This is a genomic window from Streptomyces sp. NPDC051555 (assembly GCF_044454405.1).
GTDB lineage: Bacteria > Actinomycetota > Actinomycetes > Streptomycetales > Streptomycetaceae > Streptomyces.
The window spans coordinates 123,033-143,966 of the sequence record NZ_JBITDP010000002.1 but is presented as its reverse complement, the minus strand read 5'-3'; the positions used below and the strand labels follow the sequence as shown (position 1 = coordinate 143,966).

Sequence of the window (20,934 nt, the reverse complement as noted above, 5' to 3'; positions counted from 1 at the left end):
CAGGCAGCATCGGCGCCCACGGGCGGCATCGGTCCCACGGGCTCCGGAAACGGGGCGCGGGCCCGGGCGGTGAACCGCCCGGGCCCAGAGGGGACCTGATCAGTGACAGGTCGTGATGCTCAGGCTGCTGTCCCCGCAGAGCAGCAGGCTGGCCCGGCTGCCGCCACCGCCGCCGCCGCCGTAGGTGGCCTCGGTGGCCTCTTCCGTGATGGTTTCCATCGACTGCAGGTCGAGAAGCGTCATGTCACAATCCTCTTCTTCGCTGGGTCTTCCTGATGGGTCACGGCCCCGCGGTGCGGGACCGGCTCTGGGACCGCCGCGGCGCGCCGCAGCGGTGGGAGGAACGGCAGCTGGGCGCGCCCGCCGGGCGCGGCGCTGCCGAGGGCGAGCAGTGCGCCGGCGGTTCCCGTGGACAAGTCCATGGACAGCCGCATCAACTGCTCGCCGGGGAAGGCCAGATGGCCCTGGTAGGGCACCGCGTGCCGGGCCAGGGCGTCGATCTGGCGCGCGAGGTCGTCCGCGCGGGTGCCCGGTCCCGGGGTGCTGGTCCGTGCCAGGTACAGCACCATCCCGGCAGCGCCGCGGAACAACCCGGGCTGCGCGTAGAAGGTGGCCTGGGCGGCCCGTACGATCTCCAGCCGGGCCTGCTCGAAGCGCTGCTCGGAGCCGTGCCGCAGCCAGTCGTCCAGCACCATGCCGATGCCCACGCTGCCCGCGCCGAGGTAGGGCATCGTGCGCCACCCCTCGTCCACCTGGAGGGTGCCGAAGGCGCTCGTCACGCATCGGTCGAGGTCGCGGTGCAGGGCAGCGCCCGCGCGCAGCAAGTACTCCTGCTCGCCGGTGCGTTCGTACAGGCGCAGGAACAGGAGGGCCGGGCCGCCGCCGCCGTACAGCAGGCCGGCGCGCCGCGGTGCGGCGCCGTCCCGGCAGAGCAGCTCGGCGCAGCGCAGGGCCGCCGCGTGCAGCTCGCCCTCGCCCGTCGTCGTGCCCAGCGCGTCCAGGGCCAGGCCCACGCCCGCGAGACCGCTGTGCAGGTCGGGGCCGATCTCCTGCCACGGCTGCTCCAGGAGCAGCCCGGCGAGGTGCAGCGCCCGCTCCCGGTGGCCGAGGCGGTCCAGGGTCCAGGCCGTGCCCGCGAGGCCGTCGTAGAAGCCGAGCGGCGTTCCGGAGCCGGGCTCCGCGGTCCGGGCCAGCAGCCACTCCTCGGCCTGCGGCCAGGGTTCGGCGCCGGTCTCGGCCAGGGCGTAGAGGACCCCGGCCGCTCCGTAACCGAAGCCCGCGCCACCGCCCTCGGTGCTGAACTGGGCGATGTCCCCGGGGAAGAAGCGGTCCTCCCGACCGGGCGTGGCCGAGGCGCGCAGGGCCGCGACCATCGAGTCCCGGGCGGCGGGCCAGTTCCCGGGCGCGACGGGCAGGTACGGTCCGGCCGGAGCCGGTATCCGACCCGAGCCGGAGGCGGGCCCCGCGGCGCCGTTCCCGTCCGGTCCGGACAGGATCTCCTGGACGGCTTCGTCCAGGAACCGCCGCGGCACGGGGAACTGCTCCGCGGCGATGGCCGCCAGGTGCGCCGCCTTCGCCCGGTCCAGGGCGAGCAGGCTCGTCAGCGGCAGGAACAGGGCGAGGCGCAGACAGGCGAGGGCGTAGCGGTCCACCGCGAACCCGCGGCGGCCGGCCGGGGCGACGAACGCGGGGTTGGCGACGGTCTGCCGCAACCCTTCGTCGACGTGGGCGGCGGCCTCGAAGTCCAGCAGGGCGACGGACGGTCGGCCCGCGGCGTCCTCGGTGACCATGATGTTGAAGAGGTGCAGGTCGTTGAAGACCACCCCGCGGGCGTGCACCGCGGCGACCGCCGCGCTCACGCGCTCGTGGATCGCCAGCGCCCACGTGGTGTAGGCGGCGAGTTCGGCCGGCGCGGGGTCGGCCTCGATCAAGGGGTGTCTACGGGCGAAGTAGGTGTTGAGCGGCTTGCCCTCCAGGTACTGGAGCACCAGGAAGTGGTGGTCGCCCACCGTGAAGGAGTCGAGGACGGACGGGACGCAGTCCAGCCCGGCGAGCCGCTCCAGCGCCGCCCGCTCCCGGTGCAGCCGGGTCACCGCGTCCGCGCCGTCGGCGGCGAGGCCCGCGTACGGCCGGGCCTCCTTCAGCACGACGGCCTCACCGGTGCGGGTGTCCCGGGCGGCGTAGACCCCACCGCCGTTGGAGAAGTGCAGGGCCCGCTCCACGGTGTACGGGAGGTCGGCGAGGGTGACCGAGGAGCGCGCGTCGAGGTGCGGCTTGAGGAAGGGGGGCAGCTCGACCCACTCCGGCGGTTGGAACGCCGGCCCGCGGGCGTCGGGTACCAGGCGCCCGGCCGGGTCCTCGATCGCCGGGACCAGCTCGCCGTTCCCGTCGTAGCAGTGCCGCAGGGTGAAGCTGCCGTAGCGCAGGTGGACGGGGCCCGCGCCCCAGCGCAGGTCGCTCAGCACGTACGGCCCGGGCTCCCCGGTGAGCAGCCCGTCGAGGTCTTCGGCGATGCGACGGCACTGCTCCTCGTCGGCGGGGTACACCGTGAGGAACTTGCCGCTGGCCGCGCGGTCGGCGTACTTGGCGTTGCGCAGGTGCAGCAGGTAGCGGCTCGGCACGAACTTGAAGGCGATGTGCCGGGCCAGGCAGTAGGTGCGGACCCGCTCCAGGACCGACTCGGCGTTGTCCAACGTGGCCGACACGTGGATCTTCCAGCCCTGTGCGGGCAGTTCGGATCCGACCGGGCGCAGGGCGTACCAGTCTCCGCTGCGGTGGGAGCGCCACCCCTCGGGTACGGGGGCGAGCGCGGCCGGGTAGCTCTCCTCGGCGCGCCGGTGGGGCGCGTCGTAGAACCAGCGGTCTGCGTCGCAGAAGGCGGCGTACCCCTTGTTCACCCGTACTCCCTCGGTCGGTGGCCGGCTGCATCACCGTGTCACCCGGGCCGGGTGCCGCGACAGTCACGGCTGTCACCGATGCGACGTGCAGTACGCACGCGTCACTTGGCCCACCGGCCGCGGTGGTGCGGCCTTCTAAGCCCTGACCGATGCGGCCGATCCGGCGGCCTGTTCGAGCTTCGCGCGGTACGCGGCGCGGGCTTCCTCGTCGATCCGCGTCTCGTGTTCGGGCCGCATCCCGGTGCGGCCGTCGACGCCTTCGCGCAGGATGTCGGCGTGCCCGGCATGCCGGTTGGTCTCGCCGAGGACGTGGATCATGATGGCGAACAGGTTCGTGTCGGCATGAGGCTCCGGCCACCACGGCACGTGGCCGGGGGCGTCGAGGGCGAGCTCGTCGATCGTCGCGTCCGCGTGTGCCCACGTGCGCCGGTAGGACTCGACGATCTGATCGCGCGTCTCGTCCGCGGTCGCCCACAGATCGCTGCCGTCGTGGTCCTGCCACCGGGGCAGCCCTTCCGGGGAAGGGCGGTCGAAGACCTCGCCGAAGTACCTGGCCTCGACGCCGGCCACGTGTTTGACCAGGCCGAGGAGGTTGGTCCCGGTCGCTGTCAGAGGTCGGCGGGCGTCGTATTCGGACAGGCCGTCGAGCTTCCAGAGCAGCGCCGTGCGGTCCCGCCGCAGCCTCGCGTGCAGGGTGTCCTTCGCGAATTCATCGATCATGAAGCACGAGCCTGCCATGGACCGCTCGCGGCTGCGGACCGCGGGTGGGACGGGACGCCGGAGGCGGGGTGGCGCGGGGCGGGTCATAGGCTGTCGGTCCGGCGGATCCTTGCCCCGCCGCCCCGCCTGCCGAAAGGACCACGTGATGAGCGACAAGGCCCGCAAGCTCTTCGACGCGCTCGATCTGAACAGCGACGGCGTCCTCACCCGCGTCGAGGTGATATCCGCCCTGCGGACCAAGGGCCCGACCCTCGCCGCCGCCGGTGTGCTGCCCTTCTGGGGCGTGAGCGACGTGGACGACTCCTCCGCCCTCTTCGACCGGGCCAATCTGGACGGCGACGACGTGCTGACCTACGAGGAGTTCGCGCGCGAGGCCGACCGCCGCTTCGGCTGGTAGCCGGACCGGACGGACCGGACGGACCGGCCCGGCGGCCGATCCCGCCGGGTCAGCCGAGCCAGGGCCGCCAGACGTCCTCGTGGCGCTCCACCCACTTCTGCGCCGCCTGCCGCGGCGACAGCTTCTCCTCGGCGATCATCAGGGCCACCTCGTTCTGGTCCGCGACCCCCCAGTGGAACCTCTTCAGGAAGTCGGCCGCCGGCCCGCCCCCGTCCGCGAAGCGGGCGTTGAGGTACTTGCGCAGCGGCGTGTGCGGGTAGGCGCAGGCCACCTTCTCGGCGTCCGCGTCGCACCCCTGCGCGTACTCGGGCAGCTTGACCTCGGTCATCGGGACCCGGTCGAAGAGCCACTGGGGCTCGTACCAGTACGTCAGGAAGGGCTTGCGCTCCTTCGCGAACTGCTTGATCTGGGTGATCTGGGCCGCCTCGGAGCCCGCGAAGACCACCTCCAGGTCGAGCCCGAGATTGCGCACCAGCGCCTTGTCGTTCGTCACGTACGAGGGGGAGCCGTCCAGCAGTTGGCCCTTGCCCCGGCTCTCGGCCGTGCGGAACCGGTCGGCGTACTTGTCGAGGTTCTTCCAGTCGGTGACGTCCGGGTGTTCCTCGGCGAAGTACGTCGGCACGAACCAGCCGATGTGGCCGGTGACCCCGAGGCCGCCGCCGTCGACGACGGTCTTCTTCCGCTCCACGTAGCGCGCCAGCTGTTCGGGGTGGCCCCAGTCCTCCAGGATCGCGTCGACCCGGCCCTGGCTCAAGGCGTCCCAGGCGGGCACCTCGTCCACCTGGACGGTGTCCACGCGGTAGCCGAGTTCGTGCTCCAACAGATAGCCCGCCACAGCGGTGTTGGCCTGCGCGCCCACCCAGGACTGGACCGACAGCGTGACGGTCTTCGCGCCGCGGGCGGCGGCGTACGGGGAGGTCTGGCGGGTCATGTCGGCCGCTCCGCAGCCCGTGAGCACGGCCAGGGCGGTCGCGGCGGCGAGCGCGACCGCGCTCCTGCGGCGGATCTTCGTCGGCTCAGGCATTCCCGGCCTCCTTCGTGGGCGCGGGCTGGGTGAGGCGGTCGAGCAGGATGCCGAGGCAGACGATCGCCGCGCCCGCCACGAGCCCGGTGGCCAGGTCGCCCTGGGCGAGGCCGAGCACCACGTCGTAGCCGAGGGCGCCGCCACCGACCAGCCCGCCGATGATCACGACGGCCAGGACCAGGACCACGGCCTGGTTGACGGCCAGCAGCAGGGCGGGCCGCGCGAGCGGTAGTTGGACCTGGCGCAGCTGCTGGGCGCCGGTGGCGCCGAGCGAGCGCGCCGACTCCAGTACCGCGGGGTCCACCTCGCGCAGGCCCTGCGTGGTGATGCGGACGACTGCGGGCAGCGCGTAGACGACGGCCGCGGCCGCCGCGGGGGCCCGGCCGACCCCGAACAGGGCGACGACCGGGATGAGGTACACGAACTGCGGCATCGTCTGGCAGACGTCCAGCACGGGCCGCAGCAGCCGCTCGGCGCGGGCACTGCGGGCGGCGCCGATGGCGACCGCGAAGCCGAGTGCGAGCGTCACCGCGACGGCGGCGAGCACCTGCGAGAGGGTGTCCAGCGCCGGGTCCCACACGCCGAGCACCCCGATGGCGGCGAGGGCCAGTACGGCGCTCAGGGCGCTGCGCCAGGTGCCGACCAGCAGGCCCACGGCGCCGACCGCCAACAGGAGCAGCCACCAGGGGGTCGACTGGAGCCCGCTGCGCAGGGGATCGAGGAGCCCTCCGGTGAAGCCGGCGGCCCAGTCGGCGGTGCCGCCGACGACGGGGACCCCCGAGTAGAGGTGGCCGGTCATCCACGCGACGGCCCGGTTGACCGGATCCGCGAGCGGGACCGTCCAGGAACCGGGCCACTGCGCGGCGCCCAGCATCCGGCCCGCCACCGCCACGGCGACGGCCGCCAGCACACACAGCAGACCCCCGTACCAGCCGGCGAACACCCGGCGCAGGAAGTGGAGTTCGGCTGTCGGTCGGGCCGCGCCGAGCCGGGAGCCCGCCGCGTCGGCCGTGCGGTCCAGTACGACGGCGAGCAGCACGATCGGGATGCCCGCGGCCAGGGCCGCGCCGACGTCGACGGAGGCCAGGGCCTGGTAGACCCGGTCGCCGAGGCCGCCCGCGCCGATCACCGACGCGATGACGGCCATGGACAGGCCCGTCATGACGGCCTGGTTGACGCCCAGCATGATCTGCTCCCGGGCCAGCGGGAGCCGGGCGGTCAGCAGCCGCTGACGCCCCGTGGCGCCGAGCGAGGCGGCGGCCTCCAGGACCCCCGCGTCGGCCCCGCGCAGCCCGAGCGCGGTGAGGCGGGCCATGGGCGGGGCGGCGTACACCACGGTGGCGAGCACGGCGGCGGGCACCCCGATGCCGAAGACGAGCACCATCGGCAGCAGGTAGGCGAAGGCCGGCAGGACCTGCATGGTGTCCAGTACGGGCCGCAGGGCGCGCTCCGTGCGGGGCGAGAGCCCGGCGGCGAGGCCGAGCAGACCGCCGACGACGACGGCCGCGCCGACCGCCACGGCCATCAGGGCCAGCGTCTGCATCGTCGGCACCCACATGCCCAGCAGGCCGCACGCCGCGAACGCGGCCATGGAGGTCAGCGCGAGCCGGACCCCCGCGAGCCGCCAGGCGACCAGGCCGGCCAGCGCGGTCACCCCGGGCCATCCGGCGGCGAGCAGCACCACGTAGACGGCGCGCACGGACACCACGACGGCATTGCTCACGTGCCCGAAGAAGTAGAGGAACAGCGGGTGGCTGTCGCGGTGGTCGATGATCCAGTCACCGGCCCGCCCCAGCGGCGCCGACAGGTCGACGGCCAGGGAACCGGGCCAGCCGCCGGCGCCCGGGTACAGCACGCCGAGGGTGCCCAGGACGGCCGCGGCGACGGCGAGGGGCAGGACCTTGCGGCCGACGCGGAAACGGGCGGTGGAGCCGACCCCGCGCCCGCCCGCACCGGCGGTCGGATCCGCGGTGGAGCGGGAGTCGCGGTCGGTGCGGGCGCCTCGGGGGCGCGGACCGTGCGGGTCCGCGCGCGGCCCTTCGCGCACGGGTGTGGACGGGGAGCTCATCGGCGCCACCCCCGCGTCGCGGCCGGGAGCGGCACGGCGCGGTCACGGGGGCGCGCGGTGGTCCGACGTCTCATGCCGCCACCTCCCCGGTCGCCGGGCCCGGTAGCCCGGCGACGACGGCGAGCAGGGCCGCGTCGTCGACGACGCCCAGGCAGCGGCCCCCGTCGACGACCCTGGCGGGGCCGCCGCTGCGCACCACCGCCTCGATGGCCAGGGCGACGGTGGTGGCGGGCGCGAGGGACACGCCCCGCTCGGCCTCGTCCGCGGTGGCGGGGCGCATGGCGCTGCGCACGGTGAGCACCTGCTCGCGCGGGACGTCGCGGACGAAGTCCCGCACGTAGTCGTCGGCGGGGGAGCCGACGATCTCCTCCGGGGTGCCCAGCTGCACGATCCGCCCGTCGCGCATCAGGGCGATCCGGTCACCGAGGCGCAGCGCCTCGGACAGGTCGTGGGTGATGAAGACCATGGTGCGGCCCTCGTCGCGGTGCAGGCGGCCCACCTCCTCCTGCATCTCGCGGCGGATCAGCGGGTCGAGTGCGCTGAACGGCTCGTCGAACAGCAGGACTTCGGGATCGGCGGCCAGTGCGCGGGCGAGGCCGACGCGCTGTTGCTGACCACCGGAGAGCTCGTGGGGGCGGCGCTCCTCCAGACCTTCGAGGCCCACCTTGACGGTCATCTCGGCCGCCTTGGACCGCCGTTCGGCGCGACCCACCCCCTGGATCTCCAGGCCGTAGGCGATGTTGTCCAACACGGTGCGGTGCGGCAGCAGGCCGAAGTGCTGGAAGACCATGGCGGCGCGGTGGCGGCGCAGGTCCCGCAGCCGGGCCCGGTCCATCGCGAGGACGTCCTCGCCGTCGATGGCCAGGGAGCCCGCGGTGGGCTCGATCAGCCGGGTCAGGCAGCGCACGAGCGTGGACTTGCCGGAACCGGACAGGCCCATGACGACGAAGGACTCGCCCTTGTGGACGTCGAAGGTGACGTCCCGGACGGCCGCGGTGCAGCCGGTGCGCTCGCGCAACCGGGCCGCGGACAGCTCGGCGTGCTCGGATCCGGGCACCCGGGCGGCCGCCGCCCGGGGACCGAACACCTTCCAGAGGCCCTGCACGGCGAAGACGGGCGCGTCGGCGTTCATCGCGCACCCCCCGCCAGCAGCTCGGCCGCCTTTTCGCCGACCATCAGCACGCCGATCATCGGGTTGACCGCCGGCATCGTCGGGAAGACCGAGGCGTCGGCGATCCGGATGCCGTCCAGCCCCCGCACCCTCAGGTCCGGCCCCACCACGGCCCCGGGATCGTCCGCGGCCCCCATCCGGCAGGTGCCCGCCGGGTGGTAGACGGTGTGCGCGACGGAACGGGCGTACGCGCTCAGCTCCTCGTCACCGGTGACCTGCGGACCGGGACACACCTCGCGCGTGAGCCAGCCCGCCAGGGGCTGCGCCGCCGCGATCTCGCGGGCGATCCTGATGCCGTCGACGAGGGTGCGGGCGTCGTAGTCCTCCTCGTCCGTGAAGTACCGGAAGTCGAGGGCCGGTTTGACCTCGGGGTCCGCGCTGGTGAGGTACAGCCGGCCGCGGCTGCGCGGTTTGGGGATGTTCGGGGTCAACGACACGCCGTGCGCGGGGCGTTCATAGCCGATGCGCTCCGGATTGTCGGTGAAGGGGATCTGGTAGAAGTGGAACATCAGGTCCGGACCCGGGGACGCGGGGTCGCGGCGCACGAACAGTCCGGCGTCGCTGTCCATCGCGGAGTTCTCCGGTATCGGGCCGTCCGTCTCCCACACGATCACCGACTCGGGGTGGTCGAGGAGGTTCTCGCCGACTCCGGGCAGGTCGTGCACGGGCGGGATGCCGAGCGCCGACAGCTGCTCGCGCGGGCCGATGCCGGAGTGCAGCAGCAGTCGCGGGGTGTCGACCGCGCCGGCGCACACGACCACCTCGCGGCGGGCGAGGACCAGCGACTCGGCGCCGTCCGCGGACCGTACGTGCACCCCGCGCGCCCGCGTCCCCTCCAGCTCCAGTCGGTGCGCCCAGGTCTCCAGCAGCAGGGTGAGGTGGGGCCGCTCGGCCATGACCGGGTGCAGGTAGGCCACCGACGCCGAGGAACGCTTGTTGTCCTGCGGGTGGTAGGCGAGGTCGAAGAAGCCGACGCCCTCGTGGAAGGGCTTGGCGTTGAACCCCTCGATCCGGGGCACGCCCAACGCCTGCTCGGCCGCCGCCACGAAGTCGCGTGCGATGGCGTTGCGGTCGGCCTCGCCGACGGGGACGATGTTGTTCAGCAGCCTGTCGAAGTAGGGGTCCATGGCGGCTGCGTGCCAGCCCTCGGCCCCCGCGTCCGACCATTCGTCCCAGTCCGACGGAAGCGGCTTGAAGGCGATCAGCGTGTTGTGCGAGGAGCACCCGCCGAGCACGCGGGCCCGGCTGTGCCGGATGTGCGAGTTGCCGCGCGGCTGCTCGGTGGTGGGGTAGTCGTAGTCGAGTTCGCCGCCGAGCAGCCCCATCCAGCGCCGCAGGGTGAGCACGTCGGGGCGGTCGACGTCGCTCGGCCCGCCCTCGATCACGGCGACCGTGACGTCGGGGTCCTCGGTCAGCCGGGAGGCGATCACCGAACCGGCGGTGCCGCCACCGACGATGACGTAGTCGAACTCCCGAACGGTGCCGGGGGCGGGCTGTGCCGGGGCGGTCCCCGGGTGTGACTGCGCCGTCATGCGGAGCTCTCCTCTCGGCCCGCGAACCAGCGGACGGGGCGGGGTGCGAGGTTCTGGTAGACGTGCTTGGTCTCGCGGTACTCGGCCAGGCCCGAGGGCCCGAGCTCGCGCCCGATCCCGGACTTGCCGAAGCCGCCCCACTCGGCCTGCGGCAGGTAGGGGTGGAAGTCGTTGATCCAGACCGTGCCGTGGCGCAGCCGGCCCGCCACGCGGCGGGCGCGACCCTGGTCGGCGGTCCACACCGCGCCCGCCAGCCCGTACTCGGTGTCGTTGGCGAGGGTCACCGCCTCGTCCTCGGTGACGAAGGTCTCCACCGTCAGCACCGGCCCGAAGACCTCCTCGCGCACGACGCGCATCCGGCGGTCGCAGCGGTCCAGGACGGTCGGACGGTAGAAGTAGCCCGGCCCCGCCGGGCGTTCGCCGCCCGCGCGCAGCACGGCGCCCGCGGCGAGCGCGGAGGCGACGTACGACTCGGTGCGCTCGCGCTGGGCGGCGGAGACCAGCGGGCCGCACTCGACGCCCGGGTCGGTGCCCCGGCCGAGTCGGATCCGCTCGGCGCGGCGGGAGAGTTCGGCCACGAACCGGTCGCGCACCGACGCCTCGATGATCAGCCGGGAACCGGCCGAACAGACCTGGCCGCTGTGCATGAAGGCGGCGTTGAGGGCCTGGTCGACGGCCGTGTCGAAGCCGGCCGCGGTCGCGCAGGCGTCGGCGAAGACGACGTTGGGGTTCTTGCCGCCCAGTTCGAGGGCGAGCTTCTTCACCGTGTCGGCCGCCGCGTGTGCGACCTTCGTACCGCTGTCGAGGCCGCCGGTGAAGGAGACGAGGTCGACGTCGGGGTGGGCGGCGAGCCGCGCGCCGACGGGGTCGCCGGCGCCGGTCACCAGATTGGCGACGCCGGCCGGCAGCCCGGCCTCCACCAGCAGCTCGATCAGGACGACCGTGCTCAGCGGGGTCAGCTCGCTCGGCTTGATCACGAAGGTGTTGCCCGCGGCGAGCGCCGGGGCCACCTTCCAACTCGCCTGGAGCAGCGGGTAGTTCCAAGGGGTGATCAGGGCGCACACGCCCACCGGCTCGTGCACGACCACGCTGTGGATCTCCGGCGATCCGGCGTCCACGACCCGCCCGCCGCCCTCGCCGAGGACGAGATCGGCGAAGTACCGGAAGGCGTCGCTGACGCAGTCCACGTCCGTGCGGCCCTCCGCGAGGGTCTTGCCCGCGTCCAGGCTCTCCAGGAGCGCGATCCGCTCCCGCTCGCGCTGGAGCAGGTCGGCCGTGCGCCTGAGCAGCGCCGCGCGCTCGGCCACCGGGGTCCGCGGCCACGGGCCGTGGTCGAAGGCGGCGCGCGCCGCGCCGACGGCGTCGTCCGCGTCCGCGACGGCGCCCTCGGCGACCACCGCGAGGACACTGCCGTCGGCGGGATCGAGGACCTCCCGCGTGGCGCCCGTCGAGGACGGCCGCCACCTTCCGGCGGTGTGGATGCTCTGCTGCTCGGACACGACGCGCTGTACCTCCGGATATCGCACCGCGGCCTGCCCGCGGTGTCGGTACGGTGCGGCTCGCGTGCCCCGGCTTTCGCCACTCATGTCCCACACGTCACGGGAAGTGACTGGTGTCACGTGCAGGTGACCGGCCCGAGAGCTTCGGGAAGGGGCGATTCCGCCGCCGGGAACTGTGGACGAACCGGGCGTAACCTGGTCGGACCGCCGTATCCGCACGGGAGTCATGGAGGCGGCGCATGACCGACCCGTTCGGCTTCCTCAGGACACCGCGACGCTCCGTACCGGCGCGCCCCGCCGACGAGCGGCTCGGCGACTGGTGCGAGGTCCACGCCGGGCAGAGCTCGCTGCCCCTGGTGTCCGAGCAGGCGAACCGCTGCATGGACTGCGGCATCCCCTTCTGCCACGCGGGCTGCCCGCTGGGGAACCTCATCCCCGAGTGGAACGCCTACGCCGCCCACGGCGACTGGCGGGCCGCCTCGGACCGGCTGCACGCGACGAACAACTTCCCCGAGTTCACCGGCCGGCTCTGCCCGGCGCCCTGCGAGGACGCCTGCGTCCTGGCGATCAACGCCGATCCGGTGACCATCAAGAACGTCGAACAGGCCATCGCCGACCAGGCCTGGGCGCACGGGTACACCGCCCCCGCGCCGCCCGCCCGCCCCAGCGGCAGGTCCGTCGCCGTCATCGGCTCCGGCCCCGCCGGTCTCGCCGCCGCCCAGCAGCTCCGGCGCGCCGGGCACGACGTCGTGGTCTTCGAACGGGCCGACCGGATCGGCGGACTGCTCCGCTACGGCATACCGGCCTTCAAGATGGAGAAGTCGCACCTGGACCGCCGCGTCCAGCAGCTGCGGGACGAGGGGACCGTCTTCCGCACGGACGCGGACGTCGGCGGCCGGATCGACGCGGCCGGGCTCCGGGCCACCCACGACGCGGTGATCGTCGCGGTCGGCGCGACGGAGCGCCGGGAACTGCCGGTGCCCGGCCGCGGGCTACGGGGCATCCACCAGGCGATGGACTACCTGACCGAAGCCAACCGCGTCGCGCAGGGCGACCTCGCGGCGCCCGGGGTGAATGCCGAGGGACGCCACGTGGTGATCGTCGGGGGCGGCGACACCGGCTCCGACTGCCTGGGCACCGCGCTGCGCCAAGGCGCCCGCTCGGTGGTCCAGCTCGACATCAACCCGGAACCGGGCCCCACCCGCTCCGCCGCCCAGCCCTGGCCGCTGTACCCGAAGGTCTACCGGATCTCCCATGCCCACGAGGAGGCACGGAGCCGCGACGGCGCCGACCCGCGGGCGTTCTCCAGCGCGACCGTGCACTTCGAGGGCGACGCCGAGGGGCGGGTGCGCGCCCTGCACCTGACCGCGGTGGAACCGGCGGAGCGCCGCTCCCTCCCCGGCACCGAGCGGGTGATCGAAGCCGGGCTGATCCTGCTGGCCCTGGGGTTCACGGGCCCCGAGCGGGCCTGCCCCCTGGGCGAACAGCTCGGACTCACCCGCGACGAACGGGGCAACTTCGCCCGGTCCGCGGACTTCGCGGCGCTCGGGCAGCCGGGCCGGCCCCCGGAGGGGGTGTTCGTGGCGGGCGACGCCGGGCGCGGCCAGTCGCTGGTGGTGTGGGCGATCGCGGAGGGCCGCTCCGTGGCGGCCGCCGCCGACCGCTACCTGACCGGCCGCACCACTCTGCACGCGCCGGTCCGGGCCCAGGACGGGCCGCTGCTCCGGCCGCCCGACGGACGCGCCTGGTGACGCGGGCGCTGGGCGGGGGTCGGGGCCTTGGCCGGGGGCCGGGCCGGGGCCTTGCCGGGGGCAGGGGGCAGGGGGCCGGGCCGGGGCCGGGGCCGGGCAGGAGTGTCTCCTCGGCTCGCGGCTGCGGGGTTGTCGGAGAAAGCGGGCGGTGGGGACCGCTCGTCATGCGGGGACACTCCTGCCCGGCCCCGGGCCCGGCCCTACTGGGGCAGGGGCGGTGGGGAGGGGGCCTACGGGGTGGTGGGCGGAGCTGCGGCGATCACGTTCTGTACGTGGCGCAGGCTCGGGCCGGCGAGCACCTCGTGGAGTTGCTGGAAGACCTGCCGTGCCCCGATGGCGTTCCAGTCCGCGGGCAGCAGCTCGGCGGGCAGGCCGGGGTCGAGGTAGGGCAGGCGGCGCCAGGCCGTGAGCATCGGCACGTAGTGGCGGAACGCCTCGGCCGGGTCGGTGTCGCGCTGCCCGGCCAGCCGCGCGGCGACCGGCGCGTACGCGCCGGTGAACTCCGCGTACTGCCCCTGGATCGCGGGGAAGTCCCACCAGGAGCTGACCGCCCCGGGCAGGTCGCTGAAGGCCGCGTAGTCGGCCGCCGCGAAGAGGTGGACGTACTCGCTCAGCCCGAGCCGGACCAGCACGGCCCGCGCGTCCTCCAGCACCCGGCCCGGCGCCAGCCACACGCCGGAGGCGATGTTGCCGAAGCCGAGCCAGGTCAGCCGGGTGCGCAGCTGGTAGCGGTGGGACCGCTCGGACTCCGGTACGGAGAACACCGCCAGGGCCCAGCCGTCCGCCAGGTCCGCCGGCTCCAGGCTGGCGAAGATGCGGCGGTCGCCCGCGTCGAAGACCGGGTGCACGGCCGGGCTGAGCCGGTACCCGGTGGCGCCGCGCCGCTCCGGTTCCAGGACGCCCTTCTTCTTGAGTCGCGAGATCGCCGAGCGGACGGCCTGGCTCTCCACGTCCAGCTCCGACATGAGGGTGATCAGGTCGGCGATGGAGATCCAGCCGCCGATGCCGCGCAGAAACGCCCCGTAGACCGTGTTGATCAACGAGCTGGGCCTGAGGGGGCTGTCCGACATGATCGCCTTCCGTTGGATGCGGTGGCGATCCTACCGAGCGCCCGGGCCCGGCACCCGGCGCGGTCCCGGCCGGCTCAGCCTCCCGAGGCGGCCCCCCGGACCAGCGGCGCCTCGGCGTACGCACCGGACAGCAGGTGCCCGGCCCCGGGCGCGACGGCGGGCAGATCGAGGGCCCGCAGCAGCTGGTGGGCCGTGCAGACGGCCGCGGAGACGACCGGCTTGCCCAGGATCTGCTCCGCCTCCTCGATGGCCCCGAGCGAGGGCATCTGCACGCAGGCGGAGAGGACCACCGCGTCCGCGTCCCCGTGGTCGAGGGCGCGGGCCAGCTCGGGCAGCCGGGCCGGGTCGTGCGCGGCCACGTCGAGGTTGTTCGGTATCTCCAGCGCCCGGTAGTCCAGGACCTCGATCCCCTCGTGGGTGAGGTAGTCGACGACGGTCCGGGTGAGGGGGCGCATGTACGGGGCGAGCAGCGCCACCTTCCGTGCGCCCATCGTGTGCAGGCCCTGCACCAGGGCCCCGGCGCTGGTCACCACGGGCGCGGGCGCCGCGTTCTCCACGGTCCGCGCGTGCAGCCGCTGCTCCGCTTCGCGGTGGTAGCCCAGGCCCATGCTCATGATGGCCACGAGACAGGCGTAGCCGAGTACGTCGACGTGCGCGTCGGACAGCTCGACGGCGCAGCGGTCGGAGTCGGCGTCCATGGCCCTGAGCTGCTCCGGCGTCACGTGCGTCATCCGCATGCGGCTGGAGTGGAAGGTGAAGCGCTCCGGTGCGACGCGCTGCCGGGCGCGCAGGATGGCCGGCACCTCCGTCTCCATCGTGACGTTCGAACTCGGCACGATCTGGCCGATGCGGTAGGTGGGCGGATGCGGCATGTGGGCTCCTCGGTTCGGTACGGCGACGGGCGCCGCGGGCGGGCGCGGCTGGAAGGTCAACGGGCGTCCACGACGGGGTTGGTGAGGGTGCCGATGCGCTCGACGGTGGCCTCGACGGTGTCGCCCGGCACCAGGAACTCGGGCGGGACCATGCCGGCCCCGACGCCCGAGGGGGAGCCGGTGGCGATCACGTCGCCCGGCTCCAGGGTCACGCCGGAGCTGATGTCGGCGATCAGGCGGGCGATCGGGAACAGCATGTGGCGGGTGTTGGACTTCTGCTTGGTGACGCCGTTGACGCGCAGGTCGAGGTCCAGCGCCATCGGGTCGGGGATCTCGTCGGCCGTGACCACGACGGGCCCGAAGGGGGCGTAGGAGTCCTGGCCCTTGGAGAAGAACCACTGGCCCGAGCGGCGCTGGTCGCGGGCGCTGATGTCGTTCACGATGCTGTAGCCGAAGACGTGCTCGTACGCCGCCTCCTCGCTCACCCGGAAGGCGGTGCGACCGATGACCACGGCGAGTTCGCACTCCCAATCCAACTGGGCGGTGAGGTCGCCGTTGTGCAGCACCGGGGCTCCGGGCCCGGTGACGGCGGTGGCGGGCTTGCTGAACAGGACCGGACGCGGCGGGAGTTCCTTGTCCGTGTCCAGGCTGCGGCTGGATTCCGCGACGTGTTCCACGTAGTTGAGACCGACCCCGATGATCTTTCCGGGCCGGTGCGGGGCGCACAGCCGGACGTCTTCGATCCGGTGGACGGCGTGCCCGGGCAGCGCACCGCCGAGGAGGGCGCGGACGACGTCCAGGGCGGCGGGCCCGGCCTGGACGAGCGAGAGCAGGTCCGGCGGGATCCGGACGCCCGCGTGCGCGGCCAGGGCGGCGAGGTCGTGCACGAGGCCGTCGCGCTCCGCGCCCAGGCGCGGCGCGGGGTCGACGGGCCCGCCGGCGGGGGACCCGGTGGTGAAGGTCAGCAGTCGCATGGTGTCTCCGGGAGTCGGGGAAGGGAGAGGGGAGGGAGAGGGGGAGGGGAAAGGGGCGGCGCGCGCGGTCAGGAGGTCGGTTGGTGGCCGCCGTTGTCGGCGTAGACCTCTTCGCGGTGGAATCCGAGCGAGCGCATGACCGGGAAGTCGTTGAAGGAGAAGAGGCAGGCGTCCTCGGCCGGGTCGAGGTTGTGGTGCTCGTGCCAGGCCCAGGACGGCACGCAGAAGACGTCGCCCTCCTGCCACGCGAAGCGCTGCCCGGCGATCACCGAGACGCCGCGCCCCTTGGCCACGGTGTAGATCACCGATCCCGTGTGGCGGTGGGCCAGCGTGGCCTGGCCCGGCCGCAGCAACTGCATGTGCGCGCCCATGGTGGGCATCACCGATCCGCCGGTGACCGGGTTGGTGTACTCCGCGATGATCCCGTCGTAGGGGGACCCCTCGGTGGCCCGGGCCAGGCCGAGCAGCGCCTCGTACGTCGCCTCCCACGGATAGGCGAGCAGCGGGGAGTAGGGCCGGGTCCAGCGCTCGACGCCGTGCGGGAGCAGGTTCGCCGCGTACGTCAGGACAGAGGAGTTGATCACCTTCCCGGGCTGCTGGTACAGCTCGGGGTGGACCTCGTAGAAACCGGCGTCGAGGGCGTTGACCAGCGGGATGTCCAGCCCGTCCTGCCAGATGACCGGGGCGTCGTCCGCGTCGTTGCCGTGCTCGTGCCAGGTGCCGTTCGGGGTGATCGCGAAGTCGCGCGGCCCGACCTTCAGCTTCTGCCCGTCGACGATCGTCCACGCACCGGTGCCCTCGTGGACGAAGCGCAGCGCGGCGGCCTGGTGGCGGTGGGCCGTCATGGCCTCGCCGGGGCCCATGATCTGCAGGCCCGTGTAGAGCAGCCCGGCCGCCGCGCTCACGTCCTTGCGGCCGGGGTTGACCAGCATGACCACGCGGCGGCCCGCGTCGTCCGCCTTGACCAGGGCGAGCGCCTTGTGGACGAGCGGGCGCAGCTCCTCGTAACGCCAGAGCACGGGAACGGACCGGGGCTGCGGGTACCAGGGTTCGATGTCATTGGCGACGGTCCACAGCGCACCCGCCTCGCGCGCCGCGAGCTCGGCGTAGTAGGCGGTGAGCTCGGGGGTGTCGAGGACCCGTGCGCGGCCGAGCGCGGTGTCGTCCTGTTCGGGGGTCATGCGTCCTCCTCGGGAAGGGCGGTCGTCCGGGGACCGGATCGGGGTGCGGTGGAGGGGATGGTGGCGGGCGTGGTGAAGGGGGCGGTGAAGGTCACGGGCGTGCGCGGCCGGTTGTCGACTTCGAGGTGGAAGACGTCGAAGCGGTTGTAGTGACCGGTGATGTCGTGCATCTGCTTGGGCTGGATGCACCGGCCCAGGTCGATCTCCGCGTAGACGATGCCCTCGTCGTCCACCAACGGCGGCGTGACCGGTCGGCCGTCGGGGCCGAAGATGCCGGACAGCGCGCTGCGCGGGCGGCCGAACAGGGCCCGCAGCTCCTCGTCGTCCCCCGCGAGGAGATCGATGATCTCCGGGGAGACGGTGGAGCAGGCCACGACGGAGAAGACCTTGCCCTCGAAGCTGTGGGCGGCCGTCCGCACGGCGATGGCATCGGCCATGTCGTAGTCGGCGGGCGCCACGGGCAGGGCGATGTAGCTGGAGGCGTGGACGAGCTCGCCCTGCGCGAGGAGGGCGAACCGGGCCAGCGTGTTGGTGTTCTCGCCGCAGGCGAGGGCGCCGAGCGGGCCCACCGGGGTCCGGTGGACGCGCAGCGAGCTGCCGTCGCCCCCGGTCCAGGTGAGCTTCTCGGCCCAGGTCGGCACCAACTTGCGGTGTACGCCCAGGAGTTCGCCGTCCGGTCCGATGGTCAACAGGGTGTTGTACAGGACGCCGAGGCTGTTCGGGCCGCGCTCGTTGATCCCGATGACCAGGACGACGCCGTACTCGCGGGCCGCCGCGCGCAGGGTGTCGACGTGGGGGCCGGGGAGGTCCACGGAGGCCCGGTACAGGCGCTCGAACCAGGGCGAGCCCTGCACCGGGTTCATGGTCCAGTTCCAGTACGGGTATCCGGGGACGAACACCTCGGGGAAGACGACGAGCGTGGCGCCGTTCCCGGCGGCCTCGGCGATCAGGGCGACCGCCTTGTCGACGGTGGCGCCGGGGTCGAGGTAGACCGGGGACGCCTGGACGGCGGCCGCCGTGAAGCGGGGCAGGTCGTACGGGGGTGGGTCGTACGGGGGTGGGGTCTCCACGGAATCTCCTGGTGGTCAGCAGGTGGTCAGCAGGTGGTCAGCAGGCGGGCACGGGGAGCCGGGGGCGCCAGCGCTGGTGCACCGGCGCGGCGGCCTGCCGCAGCAGTTCGAGGCGGGGCGGCACCCGGTCGGTACGGGCCGCCGGCGGCCGGCCGCTGCCGGCGGCCCAGGAACGGGCCCAGGGCGCCGCGGACCCGCGGTAGCCCTGGGCCGCGGCCGCGTGCAAGGTCCACAGCGGGTCGTGGAGCTGGGCGCGACCGAGGGCGCACAGGTCGGCCCGGCCGGCCAGGATCACCGAGTTCACGTCGTCGTACGTGGAGATCGCGCCGACGGCGATGGTCGCCAGCCCGGTGGCGTTGCGGATCAGGTCGGCGTACGGCGTCTGGTAGCTGCGGCCGAAGCGCGGTCGTTCGTGGGCCACGACCTCACCGGTCGAGACGTCGATCCCGTCCGCGCCCGCCGCCCCGAGGGCCCGGGCGATCTCCACGGCCCCGGCCTCGTCGAGGCCGCCCGCCGCCCAATCGGTCGCCGAGATCCGCACCAGCAGCGCCTTCCCGGCGGGCCACACCGCCCGTACCGCGCCCAGCACTTCGAGCGGGAAGCGCAGCCGCCCGGCCGGACCCGCGCCGTACGCGTCGGTGCGCCGGTTGGTCAGCGGCGACAGGAAACCGGACATCAAGTGGCCGTGACCGTACTGGAGTTCCAGGGCGTCGAAGCCGGCCCGGTCGGCGCGCTCGGCCGCCCGCACGAAGTCCCGCACGATCAGGTCCATGTCCGCCCGGTTCGCCTCGCGCGGCACCGGGCCGTGCTCGTCCCAGGCCAGCGCGGACGCCGCCAGCGGTGAGCCGTCGGCGGCCCGGCGGCCGGCGTGGGTGAGCTGGATGCCCAGGCAGGCGTCCGACTGGCCGTGGACCAAGCCGGTGATCCGCCGCCAGGCGGCCTCCTGTTCGTCGGTCCACAGCCCGGGACAGCCGGCGTCGGTGCGGCCCGCGGAGCTCACCGCGGTCATCCCGGCCAGCACCAGGGCCGGTCCGCCGAGGGCCTGCGTGGCGAGGTGCACCAGGTCGAAGTCGCCCGGCACCCCGTCGCGGGCCGTGGACAGTGCGACGGGCGCCGCCACGACCCGGTTGCGCAACCGCAGACCGCCCAGCGTGAACGGCCGGAACATCGGCGGCACCGGGGCGGAGGCGTTGACGGCGGTGGTGAAGCCCTCGTCCCGCGCGCGCAGGCCGTCGTAGGTGACGCGCCGGCTGCGGGTCAGCAGGTTGAAGGCGAACTGGTGCGGATCCTGGTCGGTGTACCGGTGGAGGTGCTCGAACCATTCGAGGCTGGCCTGGGCCGCCCGCTGGGTGGACTCCACGACGGGCCTGCGCTCCTCCTCGTACGCCGCCAACGCACTCGGCACGTCGGGGTGTTCGTGCAGGCAGGCGGCGAGGGCGAGCGCGTCCTCCATGGCGAGCTTGGTGCCCGAGCCGATCGAGAAGTGCGCAGTGTGCGCGGCGTCCCCGAGCAGCACCGTGTTGCCGTGCCGCCAGGTGCGGTTGCGCACGGTGGTGAAGCGCAGCCACTTCGAGTTGTTGGGCAGCAGCCGGTGCCCGTCCAGGTGGGCGGCGAGGATCTCCTCGCAGCGGCGGATGCCCTCCTCGTCGCTCGCGCCCGGCGGCAGGTCGAGCTCTTCGGAGCGGTCGAAACCGCCGCGCCGCCACGCCGCCTCGTCCATCTCGACGATGAAGGTGGAGCGGGTGTCGTCGTACGGGTAGGCGTGCACCTGGAGGGTGCCGAAGTCCCGCTCCTCGACGATGAAGGTGAAGGCCTCGAAGACCTTGTCGGTACCGAGCCACATGTAGCGGCCGGAGCGCTCGTCGAGGTCGGGGGCGAAGGTGTCGGCGTAGGCGGCGCGCGTGGCCGACCGTACGCCGTCACAGGCGACCACCAGGTCGTATTCGGCCGCCAGTCGCTCCGGCGGCGGGGCCAGGGTGCGGTAGCGGACGTCGACCTCCAGGGCGGCGCACCGGTCCTGGAGGATGCCCAGCAGCCGGCGGCGGCCCAGGGCGGCGAAGCCGTGGCCGCCGGAGGTGAGGGTCGTGCCGCGGTGGCGGACGTCGATGTCGCTCCAGCGGGCGAATTCGGCGGACATCGCGGCGTGCACGACCGGGTCGGCCTGCGCGATGCCGTCGAGGGTCTCGTCGGAGAAGACGACCCCGAAACCGAAGGTGTCGTCGGGGGAGCCCCGCTCCCAGACGGTGATCTCCCACTGGGGGGACAACTGCTTGGCCAGGGCGGCGAAGTACAGGCCGCCGGGCCCGCCTCCGATGACTGCTACGCGCACGGGGCGCCTCCTCGGGTGTGCTCGAACAGTTCGGGGGCCTGCGGGCCCGCCGTGGTGAGGACCTCGCGGACCTCGGCCGGCCAGGGGGTGGACCCGGTGGCCCGGGCGGCGGAGTGGGCGATGACCATGCGGCCGCTCGCGGCCCGCGCGCCCTCCTCCCCGTGGACGGTGAAGGCGTAGTGCAGGGAGCTGTTGCCCACCTCGGTGACGCGCAGCTCGGTCCGCACGGCCTCGCCGAACCAGAGCCGGGCCCGGTAGTCGGCCTCGAAACGGACGCGGGGCGTGCTCCCGAACAGGTGGGACAGGCCCAGGCGCCGCAGCAGCACCGCCTCGGCCGCCTCGACCCAGCGCACGACGGTGGAGTGGTGGTAGTGACCGG

16 protein-coding genes and 1 pseudogene are annotated in these 20,934 nt (G+C 73.8%); 2 read left to right on the top strand and 15 right to left on the bottom strand.

Features of this window, described 5'->3' with window-relative positions; translation table 11 throughout:
* Positions 1-99: 99 nt before the first annotated feature.
* From ACIBEA_RS05225 to ACIBEA_RS05215, 3 genes are all read right to left on the bottom strand, one after another.
* Positions 100-243, bottom strand: a complete 144-nt coding sequence (locus ACIBEA_RS05225; RefSeq protein ID WP_385773487.1) for a SapB/AmfS family lanthipeptide — start codon at positions 241-243, stop codon at positions 100-102.
* Entirely contained in the window at positions 240-2,897 is a 2,658-nt protein-coding gene (gene lanKC / locus ACIBEA_RS05220; RefSeq protein ID WP_399258156.1) for a class III lanthionine synthetase LanKC, read from the bottom strand. The genes ACIBEA_RS05225 and lanKC overlap by 4 nt, the downstream gene beginning before the upstream one ends.
* Positions 2,898-3,032: 135 nt before the next feature.
* A complete protein-coding gene (locus ACIBEA_RS05215) occupies positions 3,033-3,617 on the bottom strand; it encodes a DinB family protein (protein WP_399258154.1) in 585 nt (194 codons plus the stop codon).
* Between the two features lie 145 nt (positions 3,618-3,762).
* Here ACIBEA_RS05215 and ACIBEA_RS05210 point away from each other — a divergent pair, with 145 nt between their 5' ends.
* Complete coding sequence (locus ACIBEA_RS05210; RefSeq protein WP_399258152.1) at positions 3,763-4,014, top strand: EF-hand domain-containing protein; 252 nt, start codon at positions 3,763-3,765, stop codon at positions 4,012-4,014.
* Between the two features lie 49 nt (positions 4,015-4,063).
* Here the strand turns inward: ACIBEA_RS05210 and ACIBEA_RS05205 are convergent, their stop codons facing one another.
* From ACIBEA_RS05205 to ACIBEA_RS05185, 5 genes are all read right to left on the bottom strand, one after another.
* Positions 4,064-5,038 (bottom strand): ABC transporter substrate-binding protein, encoded by a 975-nt coding sequence (locus ACIBEA_RS05205; RefSeq protein WP_399258151.1) that lies wholly within the window; start codon positions 5,036-5,038, stop codon positions 4,064-4,066.
* Positions 5,031-7,106 carry an ABC transporter permease gene (locus tag ACIBEA_RS05200; RefSeq protein WP_399258149.1) on the bottom strand — a complete coding sequence of 692 codons (2,076 nt, stop codon included), beginning with the start codon at positions 7,104-7,106 and terminating at the stop codon, positions 5,031-5,033. The genes ACIBEA_RS05205 and ACIBEA_RS05200 overlap by 8 nt, the downstream gene beginning before the upstream one ends.
* Before the next feature lie 70 nt (positions 7,107-7,176).
* Positions 7,177-8,238: a glycine betaine/L-proline ABC transporter ATP-binding protein gene (locus tag ACIBEA_RS05195; RefSeq protein WP_399258146.1), complete on the bottom strand. Its 1,062-nt coding sequence runs from the start codon at positions 8,236-8,238 to the stop codon at positions 7,177-7,179.
* Positions 8,235-9,809, bottom strand: coding sequence for a GMC family oxidoreductase (locus tag ACIBEA_RS05190; protein WP_399258144.1), 1,575 nt, complete (start codon positions 9,807-9,809; stop codon positions 8,235-8,237). The genes ACIBEA_RS05195 and ACIBEA_RS05190 overlap by 4 nt, the downstream gene beginning before the upstream one ends.
* Positions 9,806-11,308 (bottom strand): aldehyde dehydrogenase family protein, encoded by a 1,503-nt coding sequence (locus ACIBEA_RS05185; protein ID WP_399258142.1) that lies wholly within the window; start codon positions 11,306-11,308, stop codon positions 9,806-9,808. Before ACIBEA_RS05185 ends, ACIBEA_RS05190 begins: the two co-directional genes overlap by 4 nt.
* Before the next feature lie 239 nt (positions 11,309-11,547).
* Here ACIBEA_RS05185 and ACIBEA_RS05180 point away from each other — a divergent pair, with 239 nt between their 5' ends.
* Positions 11,548-13,059, top strand: coding sequence for a glutamate synthase subunit beta (locus ACIBEA_RS05180; RefSeq protein ID WP_399258141.1), 1,512 nt, complete (start codon positions 11,548-11,550; stop codon positions 13,057-13,059).
* Positions 13,060-13,289: 230 nt separating this feature from the next.
* Here ACIBEA_RS05180 and ACIBEA_RS05175 read toward each other — a convergent pair whose 3' ends face one another.
* The 7 genes and pseudogenes from ACIBEA_RS05175 to ACIBEA_RS05145 all read right to left on the bottom strand — a co-directional run.
* Positions 13,290-14,129 carry a PaaX family transcriptional regulator C-terminal domain-containing protein gene (locus tag ACIBEA_RS05175; protein ID WP_399258139.1) on the bottom strand — a complete coding sequence of 280 codons (840 nt, stop codon included), beginning with the start codon at positions 14,127-14,129 and terminating at the stop codon, positions 13,290-13,292.
* Positions 14,130-14,203: 74 nt separating this feature from the next.
* Positions 14,204-15,001, bottom strand: a complete 798-nt coding sequence (locus ACIBEA_RS05170; RefSeq protein WP_399258137.1) for an Asp/Glu racemase — start codon at positions 14,999-15,001, stop codon at positions 14,204-14,206.
* A 56-nt stretch (positions 15,002-15,057) separates the two neighbouring features.
* Positions 15,058-15,975, bottom strand: a complete 918-nt coding sequence (locus ACIBEA_RS05165) for a fumarylacetoacetate hydrolase family protein (RefSeq protein WP_399258135.1) — start codon at positions 15,973-15,975, stop codon at positions 15,058-15,060.
* A 68-nt stretch (positions 15,976-16,043) separates the two neighbouring features.
* Positions 16,044-17,156, bottom strand: a complete 1,113-nt coding sequence (locus tag ACIBEA_RS05160; protein WP_399258133.1) for a cupin domain-containing protein — start codon at positions 17,154-17,156, stop codon at positions 16,044-16,046.
* The gene (locus tag ACIBEA_RS05155) at positions 17,153-18,226 is read right to left on the bottom strand and encodes a carbon-nitrogen hydrolase family protein (RefSeq protein WP_399258131.1); all 1,074 of its coding nucleotides are present in this window, start codon (positions 18,224-18,226) and stop codon (positions 17,153-17,155) included. The genes ACIBEA_RS05160 and ACIBEA_RS05155 overlap by 4 nt, the downstream gene beginning before the upstream one ends.
* Positions 18,227-18,263: 37 nt before the next feature.
* Entirely contained in the window at positions 18,264-20,555 is a 2,292-nt protein-coding gene (locus ACIBEA_RS05150) for an FAD-dependent monooxygenase (protein ID WP_399258129.1), read from the bottom strand.
* A pseudogene (locus ACIBEA_RS05145) lies at positions 20,546-20,899 on the bottom strand (acyl-CoA thioesterase); the annotation flags it as partial. The gene ACIBEA_RS05150 and the pseudogene ACIBEA_RS05145, both read right to left, overlap by 10 nt.
* Positions 20,900-20,934 lie beyond the last annotated feature (35 nt).

Coding starts and splice junctions, on each gene's coding strand:
- ACIBEA_RS05225 (WP_385773487.1), bottom strand. CDS start 243: ATGACGCTTCTCGACCTGCAGTCGATGGAAACCATCACGGAAGAGGCC.
- ACIBEA_RS05215 (WP_399258154.1), bottom strand. CDS start 3,617: ATGATCGATGAATTCGCGAAGGACACCCTGCACGCGAGGCTGCGGCGG.
- ACIBEA_RS05210 (WP_399258152.1), top strand. CDS start 3,763: ATGAGCGACAAGGCCCGCAAGCTCTTCGACGCGCTCGATCTGAACAGC.
- ACIBEA_RS05205 (WP_399258151.1), bottom strand. CDS start 5,038: ATGCCTGAGCCGACGAAGATCCGCCGCAGGAGCGCGGTCGCGCTCGCC.
- ACIBEA_RS05200 (WP_399258149.1), bottom strand. CDS start 7,106: ATGAGCTCCCCGTCCACACCCGTGCGCGAAGGGCCGCGCGCGGACCCG.
- ACIBEA_RS05195 (WP_399258146.1), bottom strand. CDS start 8,238: ATGAACGCCGACGCGCCCGTCTTCGCCGTGCAGGGCCTCTGGAAGGTG.
- ACIBEA_RS05190 (WP_399258144.1), bottom strand. CDS start 9,809: ATGACGGCGCAGTCACACCCGGGGACCGCCCCGGCACAGCCCGCCCCC.
- ACIBEA_RS05180 (WP_399258141.1), top strand. CDS start 11,548: ATGACCGACCCGTTCGGCTTCCTCAGGACACCGCGACGCTCCGTACCG.
- ACIBEA_RS05175 (WP_399258139.1), bottom strand. CDS start 14,129: ATGTCGGACAGCCCCCTCAGGCCCAGCTCGTTGATCAACACGGTCTAC.
- ACIBEA_RS05170 (WP_399258137.1), bottom strand. CDS start 15,001: ATGCCGCATCCGCCCACCTACCGCATCGGCCAGATCGTGCCGAGTTCG.
- ACIBEA_RS05165 (WP_399258135.1), bottom strand. CDS start 15,975: ATGCGACTGCTGACCTTCACCACCGGGTCCCCCGCCGGCGGGCCCGTC.
- ACIBEA_RS05160 (WP_399258133.1), bottom strand. CDS start 17,156: ATGACCCCCGAACAGGACGACACCGCGCTCGGCCGCGCACGGGTCCTC.